Genomic DNA, 18,655 nt, shown 5'->3' with positions numbered 1-18,655 from the left:
TTACGCCTCCTTTTCTTTAGCTTGTTGTGCTTTTAATATTGCTTGCTGTTGTAACTTTTCAATACGAATAGTCACAGCACGTTTATGTGCATCCAGACCTTCGGCTTCAGCCATGGTAACCACTGTAGGTGCTAAGGTTTTCAGGCCATCAGCGGTGACTTCTTGTACTGTCATACGCTTAGAAAAGTCAGCGAGACCTAAGCTTGAATAGGTGCGAGTGTAGCCATAGGTTGGCAATACATGGTTAGTGCCAGAGGCGTAATCGCCCACCGACTCAGGCGACCAATCACCGAGGAAGATTGAGCCAGCATTATCCAATAAAGGCACTAACTCTCGTGGTTCTCGTGTTTGTACAATTAAGTGTTCAGGACCGTAGTGGTTAGAAATCGATATACACTGTGTGATTGTTTCCGTAACGATGAGGATACTCGATCCTAAGGCTTGGCGCGCAATATCAGCACGAGGTAATACTTGCAGTTGCAGTTGAATCGCATCGGCCACACGATCCGCAATGCTTGGTTCTGGTGTTAATAAAATAACTTGAGAATCAGGACCGTGTTCCGCTTGGCTTAATAAATCCGCGGCAATGAAATCAGGATCTGCTGTTTTATCGGCAATGACTAATACTTCGGAAGGACCAGCTGGCATATCAATCGCCGCGCCACGGAAATCATTACTGACTTGGCGTTTCGCTTCTGTAACGAATGCATTACCAGGTCCGAAAATTTTATCGACTTTAGTGACCGATTTTGTGCCATAAGCCATAGCTGCAATGGCTTGCGAGCCCCCAGCATTATAAATTTCTGTAATGCCACATAGCTGGGCCACATATAATATTTCATCGGCAATGGGTGGCGGTGAGCATAAAACGACCTGACGGCATCCTGCGATTTGCGCGGGAACACCAAGCATTAATACTGTCGATGGTAATGGTGCACTACCACCAGGTATATATAAGCCAACAGAGTTAATAGGGCGTGTTACTTGCTCGCATACTACGCCGGGTTGTGTTTCAACACGTAGTGGCTTTATTTTTTGTGCTTTATGGAATGTTACGATATTTTGATAAGCCTGTTGCAGCGCCTGTTTCATGTTATCGCTAAGCCGTGATGTAGCAGCCGTAACTTCCTGTTCAGATACTCTGATTGAATCAGGGCGAACTCGATCAAACTTTTCAGTGAGATCTAATAGTGCTTCATCACCACGTTGACGGACATCAGCAACCACATCAGCGACAATGGCGGTAATATTTGCGCCTTCAGTTATTGCTGGACGCTGAAGTAAAGACTCTTGCTGGTTTTCACTGAGAGATTGCCAAACAACCGTTTTCATTGTGTTACTCCATCATTTTTTCAATTGGCAGTACTAGAATAGAGCTCGCCCCTAATTCTTTTAATTGTTCCATTGTTTCCCAGAATAAGTTTTCAGTACTGACAAGATGAACGGCTACGCGGTTGTTATTTTGTGATAGTGGTAATACGGTTGGATCTTCAGCACCAGGTAGCAGCATTTTAATTTGCTCAAGACGATCTGTTGGTGCATGTAGCATGATGTATTTTGATTCTTTTGCCTGAATAACACCTTGCATACGTGTTAATAAACGGTCAATTAGCGCTTGTTTTTCAGCACCCAGATCGGCAGTGCATTGAATCAGTACGGCTTTAGAACGAAGAATAACCGCGGCTTCTTTTAGCCCATTAGCTTCCAGTGTTGCCCCTGTTGATACAAGATCACAAATCGCATCGGCTAGTCCAGCGCGAGGAGCGACTTCAACTGAGCCATTTAGCATACAAGGGCTGAATGTAACGCCTTGTTCGTCCATATAACGCTTAACAAGTTGAGGGTAGGTTGTTGCGATACGCTTACCTTGCAGATCTTGTGGTCCGTTATACGTTGCATCTTTGTCTATAGCGATAGATAAGCGACAGCCACCAAAATCTAAACGACGAAGCTTTTTATAATCAGATGGTTCATTGCGAGCTGCACGTTCTAGTCCCACTTCTTCTAGCTCATTCTCACCAATAACCCCAAGGTCAACAACACCATCCATGATAAGACCAGGAATGTCATCATCACGAACAAGGAGTAGGTCGATAGGCATATTTTCAGAGTGAACCACTAGGCGCTCACCCATCATGTTGAATTTAACACCGCAACGCTTAAGTAAATCTTGGCACTCTTTACTCAGACGTCCTTTCTTTTGAATCGCAATTCTTAATCGTTGTGTTTGCATGGTCATATTCCTTAATCCAATTCTGTAAAGTTAGTATTTTAAAGCTCTAAAACGCAAAAACCCTCGGAAGCGTTGCTCTCCGAGGGTTTGAATTCTTTATTTTATCAAACACTGGAAGAGTTTTTGGCTATCTTCCAGAGTGAGGCGTATCCTCCCGAAAGACTAGTCAGGATGATGATGGTGATGTAGGTTTACCATTGTGATACGCATAATTATTTACTCTGTATGGATAGTTACTGAATGCACTAGTGTGTAATGCTTGGTATTCACACTAACGAAGCTAATTAGAATTTGCAACATTAATTTTATGTAAATAGTGAATTCATTATTTATACCGACTAAAGTTCTTCTTTGTGCTGGATTTCTCACGGAGATACAGGGTATCCCGTGAGGAGGTTCTAGAATTGTATTAACAAAAGTGTAGCAGTGTGTATGTTAGTTAACGCGCCTATCAAACATAAATATCTAATAACCCTTTTTTATGTTTATTTGCTTGTTGTTTTTCAGGTTCTTCGGATGTGTCTTCTTGTTTGGTTTCAACCCGCTGGTGGCGATCAATGAGCATGGTTGATTGAGTGACTTTTTTGAGCTGTTTCTGTGCAGTTCGCGGCAGATTGTTGTTGGTATTGATCATGTCTTTCCCTCCACGTTTATAGATGTTGTATAGGACGTGTCGGCATATTAGTGAACAACTTGAGTGTTTTTTGTGCTGTTTTTTTGTGTGCATCAATGAAATGCTAGGCGGCTTTTGTGCAGAGAAATAATGTTGAGGGCGGGATAAGCAAAGAAGTAAGTAAAGAGATCTGCTAACGCTGATCTCTAGGATGTTTTAAGACGGATGATGTATTTCAGTTGCTGCGGTTATCCGCAACATTTTTTGAATTTCTTACCACTGCCACAGGTGCAAGGGTCATTGCGTCCAATGGTTTTGGTACTTACTGCTGGTTGAATCGCGGGTGGCGTTTCTGCAGTTTCTTCTACAGTGTGGTTTTCAGGATAATCGCCATCGATATAGAACCATTGCTGTTCTCCATTGACTTTTTCTTGCAGAAAACGAGAACGTTCATGAAGCGTATATTGCTCCTTTCCATCTTGATACATGGCTCTGAATTCAACAAAGCCTTCACCATTGTCTGCAATCTCACTGTTTATAACTTGAAGTCCAAGCCATTTTGAGTGAACTGAATCTGCAATTGCTTCGCGGTGTTGCTCTGCTTCACAACTTGGGTGGTAGGTAGCAACAACAAAATCAACAAGACCTAGAACGTGTGCACTGTAACGCGCGCGCATAATTTGTTCAGGGTGTGTCGCTGATGCGGCTGATTGATGTATTAGCTGACAACATTCAGCAAATTGTTTCTTGCTACCACATGGGCATAACGTGATTGGGTTAGACATGATTATTTGGTCGCTGATGATTTCTCTATAATTGCCGACCATTTTAATGACTCAACATAGACCTCTGCAACGTTTGTTTCATCAATTCCAAGTTCTTTACTGTAGAGGGAGACTTTATCCCAGTTTGCTTGGTCATAAGCGATGGCTAATTTAAGTATTATACCGAGAGGTCCTGTTTTACTCACTAGTGCAGCTTGAATTCCCGCGTTTAAAGGCAGCTGTTCAATTAGCTCTTCAATTGATTGATCAAGTAATGAATCAAGCAGTGAAAATAAACCCGTTAAAAAAGCCTGATTACTCACTATTTTGGGTGTTATGAGCACACTTAAACGCTCACAAAAGTTAGCTCTTTGTAAGGAGAGACTATATAACGATTGGGGTTTTTCCGCCAAAGCATGAGATGCAGCGACAAAAGAAATAAAGCGGCGTAATTTTTCTTCACCTAAATAGATTAATGCCTGTTTGAACGATGAAATAGGCTTCGACTTTGACGATGTAATAGTGTTTACATGGCGAAGCAATTTGTATGACAGTGATACATCGGTGGCTATAATTTTTTCAACTTTATCAAAGTTAACCTGTGGTAAGCATATTTCTTGATAGAGCTGCATTGTTGTTAAAGCTGATGGTTTCAGCGACTTACTTTGTATCATTTCGGGCTTACTGAAAAAGAAGCCTTGGAAAAAATCAAATCCAGCATCACTAGCTTCAATGAATTCAGCATACGTTTCGACCTTTTCTGCTAAAAACTTAATATTATTTTTCTTATATTTTTGTATAAAAAAGCGCGTTCTACTTATTGGTATCGCACGGATATCAAATTTAATAATATGGATGAAAGGTAAAAAACGTAGCCAATCTTTACTTGGAACAAAGTCATCTAATGCCAGCGTGTAGCCTTTTTTATAGAGCTCAATTACCGCTTCTAGTAATGCATCCGAAGGGGTGCAACTTTCCAGAATTTCAATCACAAAGCTTTGCTTGGGAAAAAGAAGAGGCGTTCTTTGAAGAAGGCTTGATTCTGGGAAATTTACGAAGGCTTTTTTACCCGCAGTGACTTGTGATGACCCTGAAGTGAAAAAATTATTGATCAATAAACGATTGGTTGCGAGCTCATCTTCAACATCAGGGAAGCAGTTATTTGGGCCATCACGAAAAAGTAATTCGTACCCGACGGTTACTTTGTCTTTATTTAGAATAGGTTGCCGTGCTAGGTATGAATGCATGTGCTTTTCGTATAACCAATATGAAGGAAATGAATAGGAAAACAATGCCAATTGTACCCATTAATAATGCTAGTGAATAGAATCATTTGATTAGTTATATTACAAATTACTATCAATACTCAATGTGATGTTCATTACAAATTAAGACAATGATATAGGACAAAGACTGATTATAGGCATTAATAGATAATATTTTTCCTTTTTCAACATATTGTACTTTAAATGAATATATTTACCTTGCTACAAGCGGGATTGCTTGTAGGAGGAGGCGTGTTTATTGCTATGCTTTTTTTATCATGGCGTAAAAACCGAGCGCATGAGGCGCAAACAAGAATACTTCCTATTGCTTTTATTGGTGGCTTTGCCAACTTTTGCGACACATTAGGTGTTGGTAGTTTTGCTATAAAAACGGCAGGTTATAAACAATTTAAGCTTATTGATGATCAGTTGTTACCCGGCACGTTGAATTGCCAAGCTGTTTTAGCAACCGTTGTACAATCGTTGATCTTTTTAACGGCTGTAGATGTTGATTCAACGACCTTAGTCAGCCTTGTCATTGCTGCTTGTTTAGGCGCAACATGGGGGGCTCGTTTAGTGTCTAGTTGGGATAGACAAGTCATTCGCCTTGTTATGTGCATTGCTTTACTCATTGTTGCAGGGTTAATGCTTGCGGGGCAGTTAAAGCTGTTTCCTTTAGGTGGGATGAGCTTGGGGTTAACTGGTTGGAAATTAGCCATTGGTATTATTGGTAACTTCTTATTTGGTGCACTAATGACCGTTGGCATTGGTTTATATGCACCGTGTATGGTAATGGTTTATTTACTGGGCATGCACCCGCTGGCTGCTTTTCCTATTATGATGTGTTCTTGTGCATTTTTAAGCTTTTTCTCTGCTAGCAGCTTTATTCGTATGAATCGAATTAATAGCCGTGCAGCGATTGTAGTGGCTATTACTGGGCCGATTGGTGTGGTTATTGCGGCGTATTTAGTGAAGTCATTAGATATGCATGTGTTGGCTTGGTTAGTGACTGCTGTTGTACTTTATACTTCAGCGACAATGTATCGTTCATGGACAAAAGAGCGCACCAGTCTGCGTACTGAAGCATCTGCTGGTTAGTACCTGCGACACCATTTTTCCGCTATAAACGATATTAGCTATAAAAAATATCCGATATAAAACAATAAAAGGTACGTTATGGCGTACCTTTTATTGGTCTAGCGTTGTGATACAAGATGTATTCCCGTTATTGTACTTTTTCGTTGAAATCACGCGTTTCAAGTTTACAGCCGTCAGGAGTACATACTAAAACGGAACCATGATGATACCAATCACCTAAAACCGTACGGGTTGCGGATTTTCCATTAACCTCAATATGGTGTACATCAGGACGGTGAGTATGACCATGGATCATATCAACAACGTTTTGTTCTGCCATTAATCGTACGACTTCATCTGGCGTTACATCCATAATACTGGTTGTTTTTTCTTTATTATTTTTACTGCTACCACTACGAATCTTATCCCCAACTTTTTGGCGATACGTTAAAGGTAAACAGAAAAATAGCCATTGAATGAAACGGTTATGCACTCTTTTTCGATAACGTAGATAATCCTCATCTTCAATGCAAAGTGTATCGCCATGAAGGATTAACGTGGGTGTACCGTAAAGGTCGATAACAGTGTGTTCAGGTAATAATGTCATGCCGGTTTCTTGGCAAAAACGTGACCCAATTAAAAAATCACGGTTACCATAAATGAAGTAGCAAGGCACGCCTGAGTCTGTGAGCTGTTTGAATGCGTGCTTTATCTGTTGCAGGAAAGGTGAGTTATCGTCATCTCCAATCCACATTTCAAATAAATCGCCGAGTACATAGAGCGCATCAATGTTTCTTGCTTCATGTTGCATGAAGTGAAGAAAACAATCGGTGATATCTGTACGTTCAGCGCTGAGGTGCAAATCTGCAATAAAGAGAGTAGTCATAATAGAAAGAGGGTGAGCAAACGCTCACCCTAATCAAAGATTATTCTTCGATTGTTACGTCGTTGATTACAACGTCTTCAACTGGCACGTCTTGGTGAACGTAGCCGCTGTTACCAGTAGAAACAGCTTTGATCTTGTTTACAACGTCCATACCTTCAATAACTTCAGCAAATACACAGTAACCCCAACCATCAGGCGTTGCTGATTTAAAGTCTAGGAATTTGTTGTCGTTAACGTTGATGAAAAACTGAGAGCTTGCAGAATGCGGTTCCATTGTACGTGCCATAGCAAGTGTACCCACTTTGTTGCTTAGGCCATTGCTTGCTTCGTTTTTGATTGTTTCACGTGTTTCTTTCTCAACCATACCAGAAGACATACCGCCGCCCTGGATCATGAAACCATCAATTACACGGTGGAAAAGCGTACCGTTGTAGAAACCGTCACGGCAATATTGTAGGAAGTTTGCACACGTTTCAGGCGCTTTTTCTGTGTTAAGTTGAATCTTGATGTCACCAAAAGTAGTGTGAAGCGTTACCATGAGATTGTCCTTTAATGGATTGTATATGCTTAGACTTTGAAGTCTAACTTACTAGTACCTATTCATACAAATTTTGATGTTTCAAATGGTGATAAAAATACAGTGAGTCATTGTGCTAGAAGCCAATAAATTCACACTGAAACTCGCATCTTGACGATGTTTGGGTATAATTACTTCTCTTATATCGACACCCATTAAATGAGTACGTACGAAGCATGTTGAAGATCTATAACTCACTGACAAAACAGAAAGAGGAATTCAAACCCATTCAGCCTGGTAAAGTAGGCATGTATGTCTGTGGGGTAACCATTTACGATTTATGTCACATTGGGCATGGTCGTACATTTGTGTCTTTCGATGTTGTTTCTCGTTACCTGCGATACTCTGGTTACGATTTAACGTTTGTTCGAAATATTACTGATATCGATGACAAAATTATCAAGCGTGCGGCTGAAAATGGCGAAAGTTGTGATTCTTTAACCGAACGTTTAATTGGTGAAATGCATAAAGACTTTGATGCTTTAGGCATGAAACGTCCAGATATTGAACCGCGTGCAACAGAATTCATCGCTGAAATTATTACCATGTGCGAGCGCTTGATTGAACGTGGCTTTGCATACGTGGCGAGCAACGGTGATGTTATGTTCGAAGTAAGCAAGTTTGAAGAATATGGTCGCCTATCTAGGCAAGATCTAGACCAGCTTCAAGCGGGTGCTCGTGTTGATATTGATATGGCTAAGCGTAGCCCTCTTGATTTCGTATTGTGGAAAATGTCTAAGCCTGGTGAGCCTACTTGGGAATCACCTTGGGGTGCAGGTCGCCCGGGTTGGCACATTGAATGTTCAGCAATGAACTCTGCAATTCTAGGTGATCATTTCGATATTCACGGTGGCGGTTCAGATTTACAATTTCCACACCATGAAAACGAAATTGCACAATCATGCTGTGCAACGGGTTCGCAATATGTGAATACATGGATGCACAGTGGCATGGTAATGGTTGATCGTGAAAAGATGTCTAAATCTTTAGGTAACTTTTTCACTATTCGCGATGTACTCGGTCATTATGACGCAGAAAGTGTACGTTACTTCTTGATGTCGGGTCATTACCGTAGCCAATTGAACTACAGTGAAGAGAACCTGAAACAAGCACGCTCGGCACTAGAGCGTTTATACACATCATTACGTGGTTTGGATTTGACTGCGCAAGCAGTAGGCGGCGAAGAGTTTGTTACGCGCTTTACTGCATCAATGAATGATGACTTTAATACTCCTGAAGCGTACTCCGTATTATTTGATATGGTTCGTGAAATCAACCGTCTAAAGGCTGATGAAACAATTGCCGACAACATTGCACAAGCATCAGCATTAGGTGCACGTTTACGTGAGCTAGCTGATATTCTAGGTTTATTATCGCAAGACCCAGAAGCTTTCCTTCAAGGTGGCGCTGGCCAAGATGATGTAGCAGAAATTGAAAGTTTAATTCAACAACGTCTTGATGCTCGCGCAGCAAAAGATTGGGCTGCCGCCGATGCTGCTCGTGATAAGCTACTTGCTATGAAGATTATTCTAGAAGATGGTCCGCAAGGAACAACTTGGCGCCGTAAGTAATTGCAGTACGTCAGCGATTACATATTGGGTAATCGCTGTGTAAGCCAATGAGTTAGAAGATAAATTGAAAACCGAAGCATTGGCTTCGGTTTTTTTATGTCATTTTTTTGTTTTCATCGCTGTTTTTATTATTGTTTTTGATAAGCGGAAGCACGAAAAAACAGGATATAAAAATATAGATGCACTATTTTGCTTTAAGAACGATATTTTGATTATGGATCCGGTGTCACCATTCGAAGCATAAATGTTCGATTTCGAGCGAAACTGATCACAATTAGTATATTCAATCGAAGCTAAATAGAAGGAAATCTTTATTATTCTTTCCGTGGTTTATCTTACTCATACTTGTTCCCTCCCTTTTCATATCGTGAAGGATAAGTATTGATTATTAAGGAAAATAATAATGAAAAAGCTATGGCTTACCGCTGCTATTAGTAGCACCTTACTTATGTCCCCATTTTTTGCTCAATCAGCATCTGAAACAGGTAAAGTCGTTGTTGCCCACCGCGGTGCATCGGGGTACCTGCCTGAACACACCTTGGCTGCAAAGGCGATGGCGTATGCTATGAAGCCTGACTACATTGAACAAGATGTTGTTATGACAAAAGACGATAAACTTGTCGTGCTTCATGATCATTATCTTGATCGTGTTACTAATGTCGCGCAAAAGTTTCCAGATCGAGCACGTAACGATGGAAGATATTACGCGATAGACTTTACCCTTGCTGAGATTAAGCAGCTGAGCGTAACTGAAGGGTTCAATGTCGACAAAGAGGGCAAGCAGGTTCAAGGTTTCCCTGAACGCTACCCAATGTGGAAGTCAGATTTTAAAGTCCCGACTTTTGAAGAAGAAATTGAAATGATCCAAGGTTTGAATAAATCCTTGGGTTATGACATTGGTATTTACCCTGAAATTAAAGCGCCTTGGTTTCACCGCCATGAAGGAAAAGATATCAGTAAAGCGGTATTAAAAGTGCTGAAAGAGTATGGCTATACCGATAAAGACAGCAATGTGTATCTGCAAACCTTTGACTTTAATGAGCTCAAACGTATTCATGAAGAATTAATGCCAGCAATGAATATGGATTTGAAGTTAATTCAGTTAATGGCGTACACCGATTGGAATGAAACCATGGTGTATGACAACAAAGGCAATTCACAGCCTTACAGCTATGATTGGATGTTTAAAAAAGAAGGGATGAAGCAAGTTGCTAAGTATGCTGATGGTATCGGACCATGGAAACCAATGGTTGTATCAGATAAATCCTCTAAAGGTAATATTCAATTAACAGGGTTGGTTAAAGCTGCCCATGCTGAAGGGATGAAAGTACATCCGTACACATTCCGCGCTGACCAAGGTAGAATTCCAACGTATGCCAATAACTTTGACGACATGTTAGATATTTTCTACAACACAGCCAATGTTGATGGTGTATTTACTGATTTTCCTGATAAAGCGGTAAATTATCTAGCTACTGAAAAGCAGTAAATAAATTGGTTTTGATAACCAGTGGGCGTTCAACCTAGGTAGCATTTAACGCATCAAGCTGAATATAAAAACAAAAAAGACAATATCGCAGCTGTGTTTAAGTAAACAGTAAACGTATTGTCTTTTTTTATGTTACAGCTTTGTTGGCTGCTCTCTATTTAATTTTAGCCGTGAAATAAAGCAAGTCCACACAAACATGTAACATTCATCTTATAAATGTTCCGGCAGTTTCGTTCCGCACTTTTTACAGTATTCCGCATCTGTTTCATGACCGCTGGTGGCACAGTTTGGACAGCGAATAAACTCGCGATGCGTTTTCATTTCTTGGCTGAGTTCAGCTGTTATGATGCCTGTAGGTACCGCAAGGATTGAATAACCTAATAGCATGGTAAGAGAAGCCAACGCTTTCCCCATAACTGTGTGGGGAATCATATCGCCATATCCTACGGTGGTTATGGTTACTATTGCCCAGTAGATACTCTGTGGAATGCTGGTGAAGCCGTTGTCGGGCCCTTCGATAACAAACATTAACGAACCAAATACTGTCACTAGAATGAGTACTGAACTAAAAAAGACGAATATCTTACGTTGTGCTTGTCTTAAAGAACGCAGCAAGATATTGGAATCTCTTAGATAACGCGCCAATTTAAGTATTCGGAATATTCGCAATACTCTTATAAGGCGAATAATCAGTAGGTAATTAGAACCGGGTATGAAAAAGGCAATGTAGGCCGGAATAATTGCCAGTAAATCTATGATGCCGTAAAAACTACGGGCATAAGCAATCGGTTTAGGGGAGCAATACAATCGAGTAATATATTCAATTGTAAATAATATAGTAAACAGCCACTCTGCATATAATAACGTATCAGGAAAGCGTGTTTCTACTGCTGAGACTGACGATAAAATGAGTATGGCTTCAGAGCTTAATATTGCAATGATTAAGGCTATATCGAAGTTTTGACCAGCTCGCGTACTAGTACCAAAAATGACTTGATATATTTTTTGTCGTTGAGTAAGTGCTGCCATGTTCGTTCTTCACTAAGCGTTAAATAAAAATGATGTTTTATGTCGAAAGGCTATTTAGCACTCACGGTTAGGCATCAGTAAAAGGTGAGGTTTATTATAGTATATCTAAGCCACCTCAAGGTGCAGGATTCAGAGTGACTTGTGTATATAATGAATAAGTTAGAATTCACCATATATAAAAAGGACTACCTAATTGGCAGCCCTTTTTTTAATCAAATTTCAGACTATTCAGCGCCTGTACTGCACTAACTATCAACTTAAGCCTGGAAACAGTGCTCTTAAGCCTGTTGCTATAAACTCAATACCTAAAGCCGCTAATATTAAGCCCATAATACGGGTAATAACGTTGATGCCTGTTTGACCTAAGAATCGAACAATAATAGGTGCCGCTCTAAATAATAGCCAACAACAGAACGCAAACGCGATAATTGTAGCGGCAATACCAAGCGTATTAGGGATACCAGGGAAGCGAGAACCATATACGATAGTTGAACTAATCGCACCGGGACCAGCCATTAAAGGCATGGCAAGGGGGACGACACCAATCTGCTCTCTGCTCGCGGATTCTGATTTCTCTTGCTTGTTCTGTTTATCTTCACCGAGTTTACCACTCATCATTGAGAAGGCAATTGTGAGTAATAATAAGCCGCCAGCTACCCGAAAAGAATCGAGCGAAATGCTGAACATATCAAGCAGAAATTGACCTGCAAGTAGAGATACAGTCAAAATAATTGCGACAGCTATATTGGCAGTAAATGCGGTTTTGTTTCTTTCTTCAGGCCCCATATGAGCCGTTAAAGTAACGAAAATAGGCATGATGCCGATAGGGTTTACTGCTGCAATTAAACCGACGAAAAATTGTAAAAAAATGGCGAATTCTAGTGACTGCATTGTTTGACCATTAGACAAACGTTAATAAAAAAGAAGCGTACTTCTTGCTCACGATTTGCATTTATATTCTCTATTCGCATTCATTAATTCTGCTTTGATAACAGTTAATTGAAGGCATAAAACACAAGAACATAAGGGAGAATGAGGAATGAATCACTATTGTATAGTGATGATTTATCCGAGTCTCTGCCAATCAGCAACACTTTAAGCTAAAGAAGATAAATCCACCAATTAAAAATTGTTATATCTAACAATAAACATTCTAATGATTTTGTTCCTTGTTAACAGGCTGTAAATTTAAGGCGAACTGTATTACTCTAAGTGGGTAATGTTCGTGCTAGTAAATATGAAACAAAGTTTAATCACTCAGCGATTAAAAATGTGATTATTGTCACAACTGATAACGTTTTTTACATACTATGTATAAATATTACGTAATATTTCCGCAGGTTTTGAAGGTTTATTTTGTTTTACTTACTTTTAAAAAGGTTATAGGTCGTATTTTTGGCTGTAACTTATTGATTTGGTCTTTTTGAGATCAAAAGTTGACAAAAATTACTCCTTTTGGATTACAAGTGATCTAAATCAAATTAATTCGCAGTGTGAAATTTTATAATCAGTTTTGAAAGCAATTTACTAAGTATGTGTGTTGCGGGATTGTTGAAACAATAAGCTTCCATCCAGCCGCCTTAAAGGATTTAAGACGTATCCTTACTAAAGAATTTTCAATATTAAGTTAGGAGTTAACTATGCCTGTTACAAATATGGCTGAACTAGATGCAATGGTTGCCCGCGTAAAAGCTGCTCAACAAGAGTTTGCAACTTTCTCTCAAGAGCAAGTTGATAAAATCTTTCGTGCTGCTTCTCTAGCGGCGAACAACGCACGTATTCCTCTAGCTCAACAAGCTGTAGCTGAGTCTGGTATGGGTATTGTTGAAGATAAGGTTATCAAAAACCACTTCGCTTCAGAATTTATCTACAACAAATACAAAGACGAACCAACTTGCGGTATTTTGGAAGAGAACGAAGAGTTCGGCACCATGACTATCGCAGAACCAGTAGGTATCATTTGTGGTATCGTACCAACTACGAACCCAACATCTACTGCAATCTTCAAATCTCTTATCTCTCTTAAAACACGCAACGCAATTATCTTCTCTCCACACCCGCGTGCTAAAAACTCAACAAATGATGCTGCTAAATTAGTGCTTGATGCTGCTGTTGCTGCTGGTGCGCCAAAAGATATCATCGGTTGGATTGATCAGCCTTCAGTTGAACTTTCAAATGCATTAATGAAGCATGACGATATTAACCTTATTCTTGCGACTGGTGGTCCAGGTATGGTTAAAGCGGCTTACTCTTCGGGTAAACCAGCTATCGGTGTTGGTGCGGGTAACGTGCCTGTAGTTATTGATGAAACTGCTGATATTAAGCGTGCTGTAGCATCTGTACTTATGTCTAAGACATTCGATAACGGTGTTGTATGTGCTTCTGAGCAAGCAGTTATCGTTATGGACGAAGTATATGACGAAGTGAAAGCACGTTTTGCATCTCACAACGGTTATGTCTTGTCTAAAGCTGAAGCTGATAAAGTACGTAAAATCTTACTTATCAACGGTAACCTAAACGCAGATATCGTTGGTCAGCCAGCAACTAAAATTGCTGAAATGGCGGGTGTTACTGTTCCTGCTGATACAAAGATCCTTATCGGTGAAGGCGTTGAAGTTAAGCACGAAGACGAATTTGCACACGAAAAACTATCTCCAACGTTAGGTATGTTCCGCGCAACTTCTTTTGAAAATGCGGTAGAGCAAGCTTGTACTATGGTTGATATCGGCGGTATCGGTCACACATCTGGTCTATATACTAACCAAGATGTAAACAAAGATCGTATTAAGTACTTCGGCGACAAGATGAAGACTGCACGTATTCTTGTAAACATCCCGACTACTCATGGTGGTATCGGTGACCTTTACAACTTTAACGTGGCACCTTCTCTAACTCTTGGTTGTGGTTCATGGGGTGGTAACTCTATCTCTGAGAACGTAGGTCCTAAGCACCTTATCAACAAGAAAACTGTAGCGAAGCGAGCTGAGAATATGTTGTGGCATAAACTACCTAAGTCAATTTACTTCCGTCGTGGTAGCCTTCCAATCGCAATGAGCGATCTAGAAGACAAGAAACGTGCATTTCTAGTTACTGACCGTTTCCTATTCAACAACGGTTATGCTGATGATGTTGTTAAACTACTTAAAGCTCAAGGCATTGAAGTTCACACTTTCTTCGACGTAGAAGCTGATCCAACGCTATCAGTTGTTGAGAAAGGTGCTGAAGCAATGAAGAGCTTCCAGCCTGACGTAATCATCGCACTTGGTGGTGGTTCTCCGATGGATGCTGCGAAGATCATGTGGGTTATGTACGAACACCCAGAAACTCACTTTGAAGAACTAGCAATGCGCTTTATGGATATCCGTAAACGTATTTACAAGTTCCCTAAAATGGGTAAAAAAGCCGAGCTAGTATGTATTACTACTACATCTGGTACAGGTTCTGAAGTAACACCTTTCGCTGTTGTTACAGACGATAAGACGGGTGCTAAGTACCCACTAGCTGATTATGAATTAACACCTCAAATGGCTATCGTTGATGCAAACTTAGTAATGAACATGCCTAAGTCGCTAACAGCATTTGGTGGTTACGATGCAGTTACTCACGCACTAGAAGCTTACGTTTCTGTTCTGGCGAACGAATACTCAGATGGTCAAGCTCTACAAGCGCTTAAGATGCTTAAAGAATACCTACCATCAAGCTACGCAAATGGTGCTGCTGACCCAATCGCTCGTGAGAAAGTTCACAATGCTGCAACTATCGCTGGTATTGCGTTTGCGAATGCTTTCTTAGGTGTGTGTCACTCAATGGCTCACAAAGTGGGTGCAGAGTTCCACGTACCACACGGCCTAGCTAACGCATTGTTGATTTCTAACACAATTCGTTACAACGCGAACGATAACCCAACGAAGCAAACTGCGTTCTCTCAGTATGCAAGCCCACAAGCTCGCCGTCGTTATGCAGAAGTTGCTGATCACTTGAGTCTATCTCAAGCTGGTGACCGTACTGCTCAGAAGATTGAGCGCCTACTAACATGGTTAGAAGAACTGAAAGTTGCACTAGATATCCCGCTATCAATTCAAGCTGCGGGTGTTCCAGAAGCTGATTTCCTAGCGAAACTAGACCAACTGTCTGTTGAAGCGTTCGATGACCAATGTACAGGTGCTAACCCACGTTACCCTCTTATCAGCGAGCTGAAAGAAGTACTAACGTCTGCTTACTACGGTACTCCGTATATCGAAGGTGAAACTTTCGAAGGTACGACTGTAATTAAGAAGTCTGAGCCTGTAGCAGTAGTTGCTGAAAAAGTAGAAAAAGTGAAAGCAAAGAAAGAAGCAGCTAAAGCTTAATTCTTAAATAGCGAATCATGATTATTAAACCCGCCAATTTGGCGGGTTTTTTTATGGAGGGAGTTTTCATCGCTAGGGTACATTTGCTTATCCCACTTCGGCTTCGATCATTCTTCCATTAAAATAATCATTTGACACAATATACTCAGCACTTCTTACTATTTCGTATTGAAGGTGTTGGTTTAATAAATTGCCTTGCGGGTTATTTGCTTCGTGGCTGAAGCACATAGGTACAACCCCACCAACCCGAATATTAAATTCAGCAAGTTCTGATGCCCAACTCTGTGTTAAACCTGAAATCATCGCTTTGGAACCAGAGGTTATGGTGGATTGAGTATTGAATTGATGAGCTGCAAGATTAATTATTAGACCCTTGCTGTTGTTTTTTCGCATGTAGTTAGCGGCTTGTTTGCCAAAAATGAAAAATGTTGTCGCCCCTTTTGTCATTGAGCGGCAAAATTTATCAACAGAACCATCACTGAATAAGCTTGGAAGATCTTCCCCCAACCAATAATTGACAAGTATATCGATTGCCCCAAAATGATTATGCACATCATTGATTGCATGCATGATGGTGTTTTCATCTTTACTTATTAGCAAAAATTGTTCGCAAGAACCACCAATTGCGAGGCATGCCTCATAGGTCTGTTTTAGTGTAGATGGATTAGTGTCAAGTAAAGCAAGTTGTGCACCTAGGGAGGCAAAGTGCATTGAAATTGCTTTTCCCATCGGATTGCCTGCTGCGGTTATTAAAATAACTGAGTTCGCAATATCCATTCCTACCATCCAGCTTATAAATTACTAACGTTATTTGAATATACTGACGCCTTTTCAATTGATTGAATGTGAAAAGACACGCATATAATGAGACTCTGTTAATAAATGTTAGTAAAGTGTGAAGATGCTTCCTTTGGGAGGTATCAAAGCTATGATGACTGTCACGAAATAAATATTTATCTAACGAATGCTGGAAGAGTAGGTAGCATTATGCTGAATGATACATTTCTGCATAGCGTTTTGATTGTATCAATGATAAATACAAATCTTGTGGTGATGCTTGAATGGTTGCATCTTCCGTTGGCGGTAATTTACGGCGTTCGTGACCAGATAGATTATGGTACAACTCTTCGGGCATACCTTTTGTACCTAGTGGGGGGAAAGTAAGTGCTGTTGGCTTTAATTCATGAAGAAATTGCGAGCTACTTAAACCTCCGTTATGAAAAGCATCTGCTTGAGCGGCTGCGCGATCATAACAATACTCAGTACTTGTTAGCGGTTGCGGGTCGGGTAGTTCAAAATATGCGCGTAGATCTGCTTCTGTTTGTTCTGAAGCTGGTGCTGGGTCTACGGGGGTTCTCTCTAGATGATCCGGTGATAGAAAAGCGAGCATTAACGCAAAATCAGCACGGCGACCACCTTCAACCGCATGGTTGAGTTGGTTACCAAGCTGCACTTCGTTAATTAACTGTGCTTTATCTAAAGTGTGGACTTGCATCGCTATAAGAGATTCCTTGTTAAAGTATCTCTTTATCGGACTGTTATAGCAGAACTTTAGTCTAAATATTCATTATTTATGAAATGATTCAATTGTATCTTTTTCTAGTGTAGCAATGGCTACACTCATGCGGCGTAGCGCTTCAACAAGCGTTTCATGGGTACAGCTAAAGTTTAACCGTACAAATTTTGGATCACCAAAATCGGCTCCAGGAGAAAGACCAACACCTGCCTGCTCAAAGAATTTAAAAGGGCTTGTGACAGGTAACGCTGAAGCATCAATCCATGCTAAATAGGTGGCTTCAATGTGCTGAATCGTTAAATAAGGCATGCAGTTGATGGCAGCTGTTAGCGTGCCACGGTTTTGCCGTAAGTAGGCAAGTTGTTGCTCTAACCATGGCTGTCCGCTTTCATAAGCCGCTTGTGCAGCGGTATAGGCGAGTACATTAACATCGGGTACTATTCCCGCTCGCACTTTATTGAATTTATTACGCAGAGCAGAATTTGGAATGATAGCCATTGATGCTCCAAGACCTGCGATATTGAAGGTTTTGCTGGGTGCTATTAACGTGACAGACCGTTGCTCGGCGCTTTTATTCAAACTTGCAAACGGTATGTGTTTTACATCCGTATCTAGAATTAAATCGCAATGAATTTCATCGGAACATACATATAAGTCATTTTTTTCAGTGAACGTTAATATTTGTTCTAATTCGTTGCGACGATATACCGTTCCACCAGGGTTTAATGGGTTACAGAACAAGAGAAGCTTGGACTCTGGAGCGGTTTCCACTTGTGTAAAGTCGATTAACCAGCGTTTATCTTGCAATGTGACTGGCGCGTATGAAGCAGTACGTTGCGCTAGTTTAATGGATGATACAAATGGAGGATAAATTGGCCTTGGCGTAATCACACTTTGATGTGCTTCTGTTAGTGAACGCACTGCGAGATTAAGGCCACATACTAGACCGGGTAAGAATACAATCCACTCGGGTTGAATATCCCAGTTGTATAACGTTTTCATACGCTCAACGAGTAATTCAGTTAAACGAGCAGGGGGTTTACCATAGCCAAAAACACCATGATTGATATGTTCTTGTAATGCTTCTGTTATTTCTTTAGGTACACGAAAATCACTGTCAGCGATCCACATGGGTAAGATATCTTCATTCTCATATTTATCCCACTTTATGCTATTGGTTTGTTTGCGGTCGACATGTGAGTCAAATAACGCATTAGATATAGTTGCTGACATAGTGAATTCCATTTGTTTTGAAAGCTAGATGAATAATTGCTTAGGCTTTGTTG

General features: G+C 40.5%; 16 protein-coding genes and 1 other annotated feature. Of the genes, 4 read left to right on the top strand and 12 right to left on the bottom strand.

Going from position 1 to position 18,655, the window contains the following annotated elements; all coding sequences use genetic code 11:
* The 5 genes from hisD to C9J47_RS08530 all read right to left on the bottom strand — a co-directional run bounded on the left by hisD (position 1) and on the right by C9J47_RS08530 (position 4,857).
* Positions 1 to 1,332 carry a histidinol dehydrogenase gene (gene hisD, locus C9J47_RS08550; RefSeq protein ID WP_107253132.1) on the bottom strand — a complete coding sequence of 444 codons (1,332 nt, stop codon included), beginning with the start codon at positions 1,330 to 1,332 and terminating at the stop codon, positions 1 to 3.
* Between the two features lie 4 nt (positions 1,333 to 1,336).
* Complete coding sequence (gene hisG, locus C9J47_RS08545) at positions 1,337 to 2,233, bottom strand: ATP phosphoribosyltransferase (RefSeq protein ID WP_107253131.1); 897 nt, start codon at positions 2,231 to 2,233, stop codon at positions 1,337 to 1,339.
* Between the two features lie 51 nt (positions 2,234 to 2,284).
* Positions 2,285 to 2,420 (bottom strand) — a sequence feature (His leader region).
* Positions 2,421 to 2,684: 264 nt separating this feature from the next.
* Positions 2,685 to 2,867, bottom strand: a complete 183-nt coding sequence (locus C9J47_RS08540; RefSeq protein ID WP_107253130.1) for a hypothetical protein — start codon at positions 2,865 to 2,867, stop codon at positions 2,685 to 2,687.
* Between the two features lie 227 nt (positions 2,868 to 3,094).
* The gene (locus C9J47_RS08535) at positions 3,095 to 3,631 is read right to left on the bottom strand and encodes a YchJ family protein (protein WP_107253129.1); all 537 of its coding nucleotides are present in this window, start codon (positions 3,629 to 3,631) and stop codon (positions 3,095 to 3,097) included.
* A gap of 2 nt (positions 3,632 to 3,633) precedes the next feature.
* Positions 3,634 to 4,857 carry an EAL and HDOD domain-containing protein gene (locus tag C9J47_RS08530; protein ID WP_107253128.1) on the bottom strand — a complete coding sequence of 408 codons (1,224 nt, stop codon included), beginning with the start codon at positions 4,855 to 4,857 and terminating at the stop codon, positions 3,634 to 3,636.
* A gap of 222 nt (positions 4,858 to 5,079) precedes the next feature.
* Here C9J47_RS08530 and C9J47_RS08525 point away from each other — a divergent pair, with 222 nt between their 5' ends.
* Positions 5,080 to 5,973 (top strand): sulfite exporter TauE/SafE family protein, encoded by an 894-nt coding sequence (locus tag C9J47_RS08525; RefSeq protein WP_107253127.1) that lies wholly within the window; start codon positions 5,080 to 5,082, stop codon positions 5,971 to 5,973.
* A gap of 127 nt (positions 5,974 to 6,100) precedes the next feature.
* Here the strand turns inward: C9J47_RS08525 and lpxH are convergent, their stop codons facing one another.
* Complete coding sequence (gene lpxH, locus C9J47_RS08520; protein ID WP_107253126.1) at positions 6,101 to 6,838, bottom strand: UDP-2,3-diacylglucosamine diphosphatase; 738 nt, start codon at positions 6,836 to 6,838, stop codon at positions 6,101 to 6,103.
* A gap of 40 nt (positions 6,839 to 6,878) precedes the next feature.
* The gene (locus tag C9J47_RS08515) at positions 6,879 to 7,376 is read right to left on the bottom strand and encodes a peptidylprolyl isomerase (protein ID WP_107253125.1); all 498 of its coding nucleotides are present in this window, start codon (positions 7,374 to 7,376) and stop codon (positions 6,879 to 6,881) included.
* Positions 7,377 to 7,591: 215 nt separating this feature from the next.
* Between C9J47_RS08515 and cysS the strand changes: the two genes are divergently transcribed.
* Both cysS and glpQ read left to right on the top strand, forming a co-directional pair.
* Complete coding sequence (gene cysS, locus C9J47_RS08510) at positions 7,592 to 8,986, top strand: cysteine--tRNA ligase (RefSeq protein ID WP_107253124.1); 1,395 nt, start codon at positions 7,592 to 7,594, stop codon at positions 8,984 to 8,986.
* 403 nt (positions 8,987 to 9,389) lie between these two features.
* A complete protein-coding gene (gene glpQ / locus C9J47_RS08500) occupies positions 9,390 to 10,475 on the top strand; it encodes a glycerophosphodiester phosphodiesterase (RefSeq protein WP_107253122.1) in 1,086 nt (361 codons plus the stop codon).
* A 210-nt stretch (positions 10,476 to 10,685) separates the two neighbouring features.
* Here glpQ and C9J47_RS08495 read toward each other — a convergent pair whose 3' ends face one another.
* Both C9J47_RS08495 and C9J47_RS08490 read right to left on the bottom strand, forming a co-directional pair.
* A complete protein-coding gene (locus tag C9J47_RS08495; protein WP_107253121.1) occupies positions 10,686 to 11,504 on the bottom strand; it encodes an ion transporter in 819 nt (272 codons plus the stop codon).
* A gap of 252 nt (positions 11,505 to 11,756) precedes the next feature.
* Positions 11,757 to 12,395 carry a YchE family NAAT transporter gene (locus C9J47_RS08490; RefSeq protein WP_006231168.1) on the bottom strand — a complete coding sequence of 213 codons (639 nt, stop codon included), beginning with the start codon at positions 12,393 to 12,395 and terminating at the stop codon, positions 11,757 to 11,759.
* Positions 12,396 to 13,144: 749 nt separating this feature from the next.
* Between C9J47_RS08490 and adhE the strand changes: the two genes are divergently transcribed.
* Positions 13,145 to 15,853 carry a bifunctional acetaldehyde-CoA/alcohol dehydrogenase gene (gene adhE, locus C9J47_RS08485; protein ID WP_107253120.1) on the top strand — a complete coding sequence of 903 codons (2,709 nt, stop codon included), beginning with the start codon at positions 13,145 to 13,147 and terminating at the stop codon, positions 15,851 to 15,853.
* Between the two features lie 87 nt (positions 15,854 to 15,940).
* Here the strand turns inward: adhE and C9J47_RS08480 are convergent, their stop codons facing one another.
* From C9J47_RS08480 to C9J47_RS08470, 3 genes are all read right to left on the bottom strand, one after another.
* Positions 15,941 to 16,630, bottom strand: a complete 690-nt coding sequence (locus C9J47_RS08480; protein ID WP_245903386.1) for an SDR family oxidoreductase — start codon at positions 16,628 to 16,630, stop codon at positions 15,941 to 15,943.
* 208 nt (positions 16,631 to 16,838) lie between these two features.
* Complete coding sequence (locus tag C9J47_RS08475) at positions 16,839 to 17,348, bottom strand: VC2046/SO_2500 family protein (protein ID WP_107253118.1); 510 nt, start codon at positions 17,346 to 17,348, stop codon at positions 16,839 to 16,841.
* 72 nt (positions 17,349 to 17,420) lie between these two features.
* Positions 17,421 to 18,602 (bottom strand): MalY/PatB family protein, encoded by a 1,182-nt coding sequence (locus tag C9J47_RS08470; RefSeq protein ID WP_107253117.1) that lies wholly within the window; start codon positions 18,600 to 18,602, stop codon positions 17,421 to 17,423.
* Positions 18,603 to 18,655: the final 53 nt, after the last annotated feature.

Source organism: Photobacterium indicum (assembly GCF_003026215.1).
Lineage (GTDB): Bacteria > Pseudomonadota > Gammaproteobacteria > Enterobacterales > Vibrionaceae > Photobacterium > Photobacterium indicum.
This window is presented reverse-complemented; position numbering and strand designations above follow the sequence as displayed.

What these genes read in the sequence shown, in the direction of transcription:
- hisG (WP_107253131.1), bottom strand. Translation starts at nt 2,233, where the DNA reads ATGCAAACACAACGATTAAGAATTGCGATTCAAAAGAAAGGACGTCTG.
- C9J47_RS08535 (WP_107253129.1), bottom strand. Translation starts at nt 3,631, where the DNA reads ATGTCTAACCCAATCACGTTATGCCCATGTGGTAGCAAGAAACAATTT.
- C9J47_RS08530 (WP_107253128.1), bottom strand. Translation starts at nt 4,857, where the DNA reads ATGCATTCATACCTAGCACGGCAACCTATTCTAAATAAAGACAAAGTA.
- C9J47_RS08490 (WP_006231168.1), bottom strand. Translation starts at nt 12,395, where the DNA reads ATGCAGTCACTAGAATTCGCCATTTTTTTACAATTTTTCGTCGGTTTA.
- C9J47_RS08470 (WP_107253117.1), bottom strand. Translation starts at nt 18,602, where the DNA reads ATGTCAGCAACTATATCTAATGCGTTATTTGACTCACATGTCGACCGC.
- C9J47_RS08480 (WP_245903386.1), bottom strand. Translation starts at nt 16,630, where the DNA reads ATGGATATTGCGAACTCAGTTATTTTAATAACCGCAGCAGGCAATCCG.
- adhE (WP_107253120.1), top strand. Translation starts at nt 13,145, where the DNA reads ATGCCTGTTACAAATATGGCTGAACTAGATGCAATGGTTGCCCGCGTA.
- C9J47_RS08540 (WP_107253130.1), bottom strand. Translation starts at nt 2,867, where the DNA reads ATGATCAATACCAACAACAATCTGCCGCGAACTGCACAGAAACAGCTC.
- C9J47_RS08495 (WP_107253121.1), bottom strand. Translation starts at nt 11,504, where the DNA reads ATGGCAGCACTTACTCAACGACAAAAAATATATCAAGTCATTTTTGGT.
- cysS (WP_107253124.1), top strand. Translation starts at nt 7,592, where the DNA reads ATGTTGAAGATCTATAACTCACTGACAAAACAGAAAGAGGAATTCAAA.
- C9J47_RS08515 (WP_107253125.1), bottom strand. Translation starts at nt 7,376, where the DNA reads ATGGTAACGCTTCACACTACTTTTGGTGACATCAAGATTCAACTTAAC.
- lpxH (WP_107253126.1), bottom strand. Translation starts at nt 6,838, where the DNA reads ATGACTACTCTCTTTATTGCAGATTTGCACCTCAGCGCTGAACGTACA.
- glpQ (WP_107253122.1), top strand. Translation starts at nt 9,390, where the DNA reads ATGAAAAAGCTATGGCTTACCGCTGCTATTAGTAGCACCTTACTTATG.
- C9J47_RS08525 (WP_107253127.1), top strand. Translation starts at nt 5,080, where the DNA reads ATGAATATATTTACCTTGCTACAAGCGGGATTGCTTGTAGGAGGAGGC.
- hisD (WP_107253132.1), bottom strand. Translation starts at nt 1,332, where the DNA reads ATGAAAACGGTTGTTTGGCAATCTCTCAGTGAAAACCAGCAAGAGTCT.
- C9J47_RS08475 (WP_107253118.1), bottom strand. Translation starts at nt 17,348, where the DNA reads ATGCAAGTCCACACTTTAGATAAAGCACAGTTAATTAACGAAGTGCAG.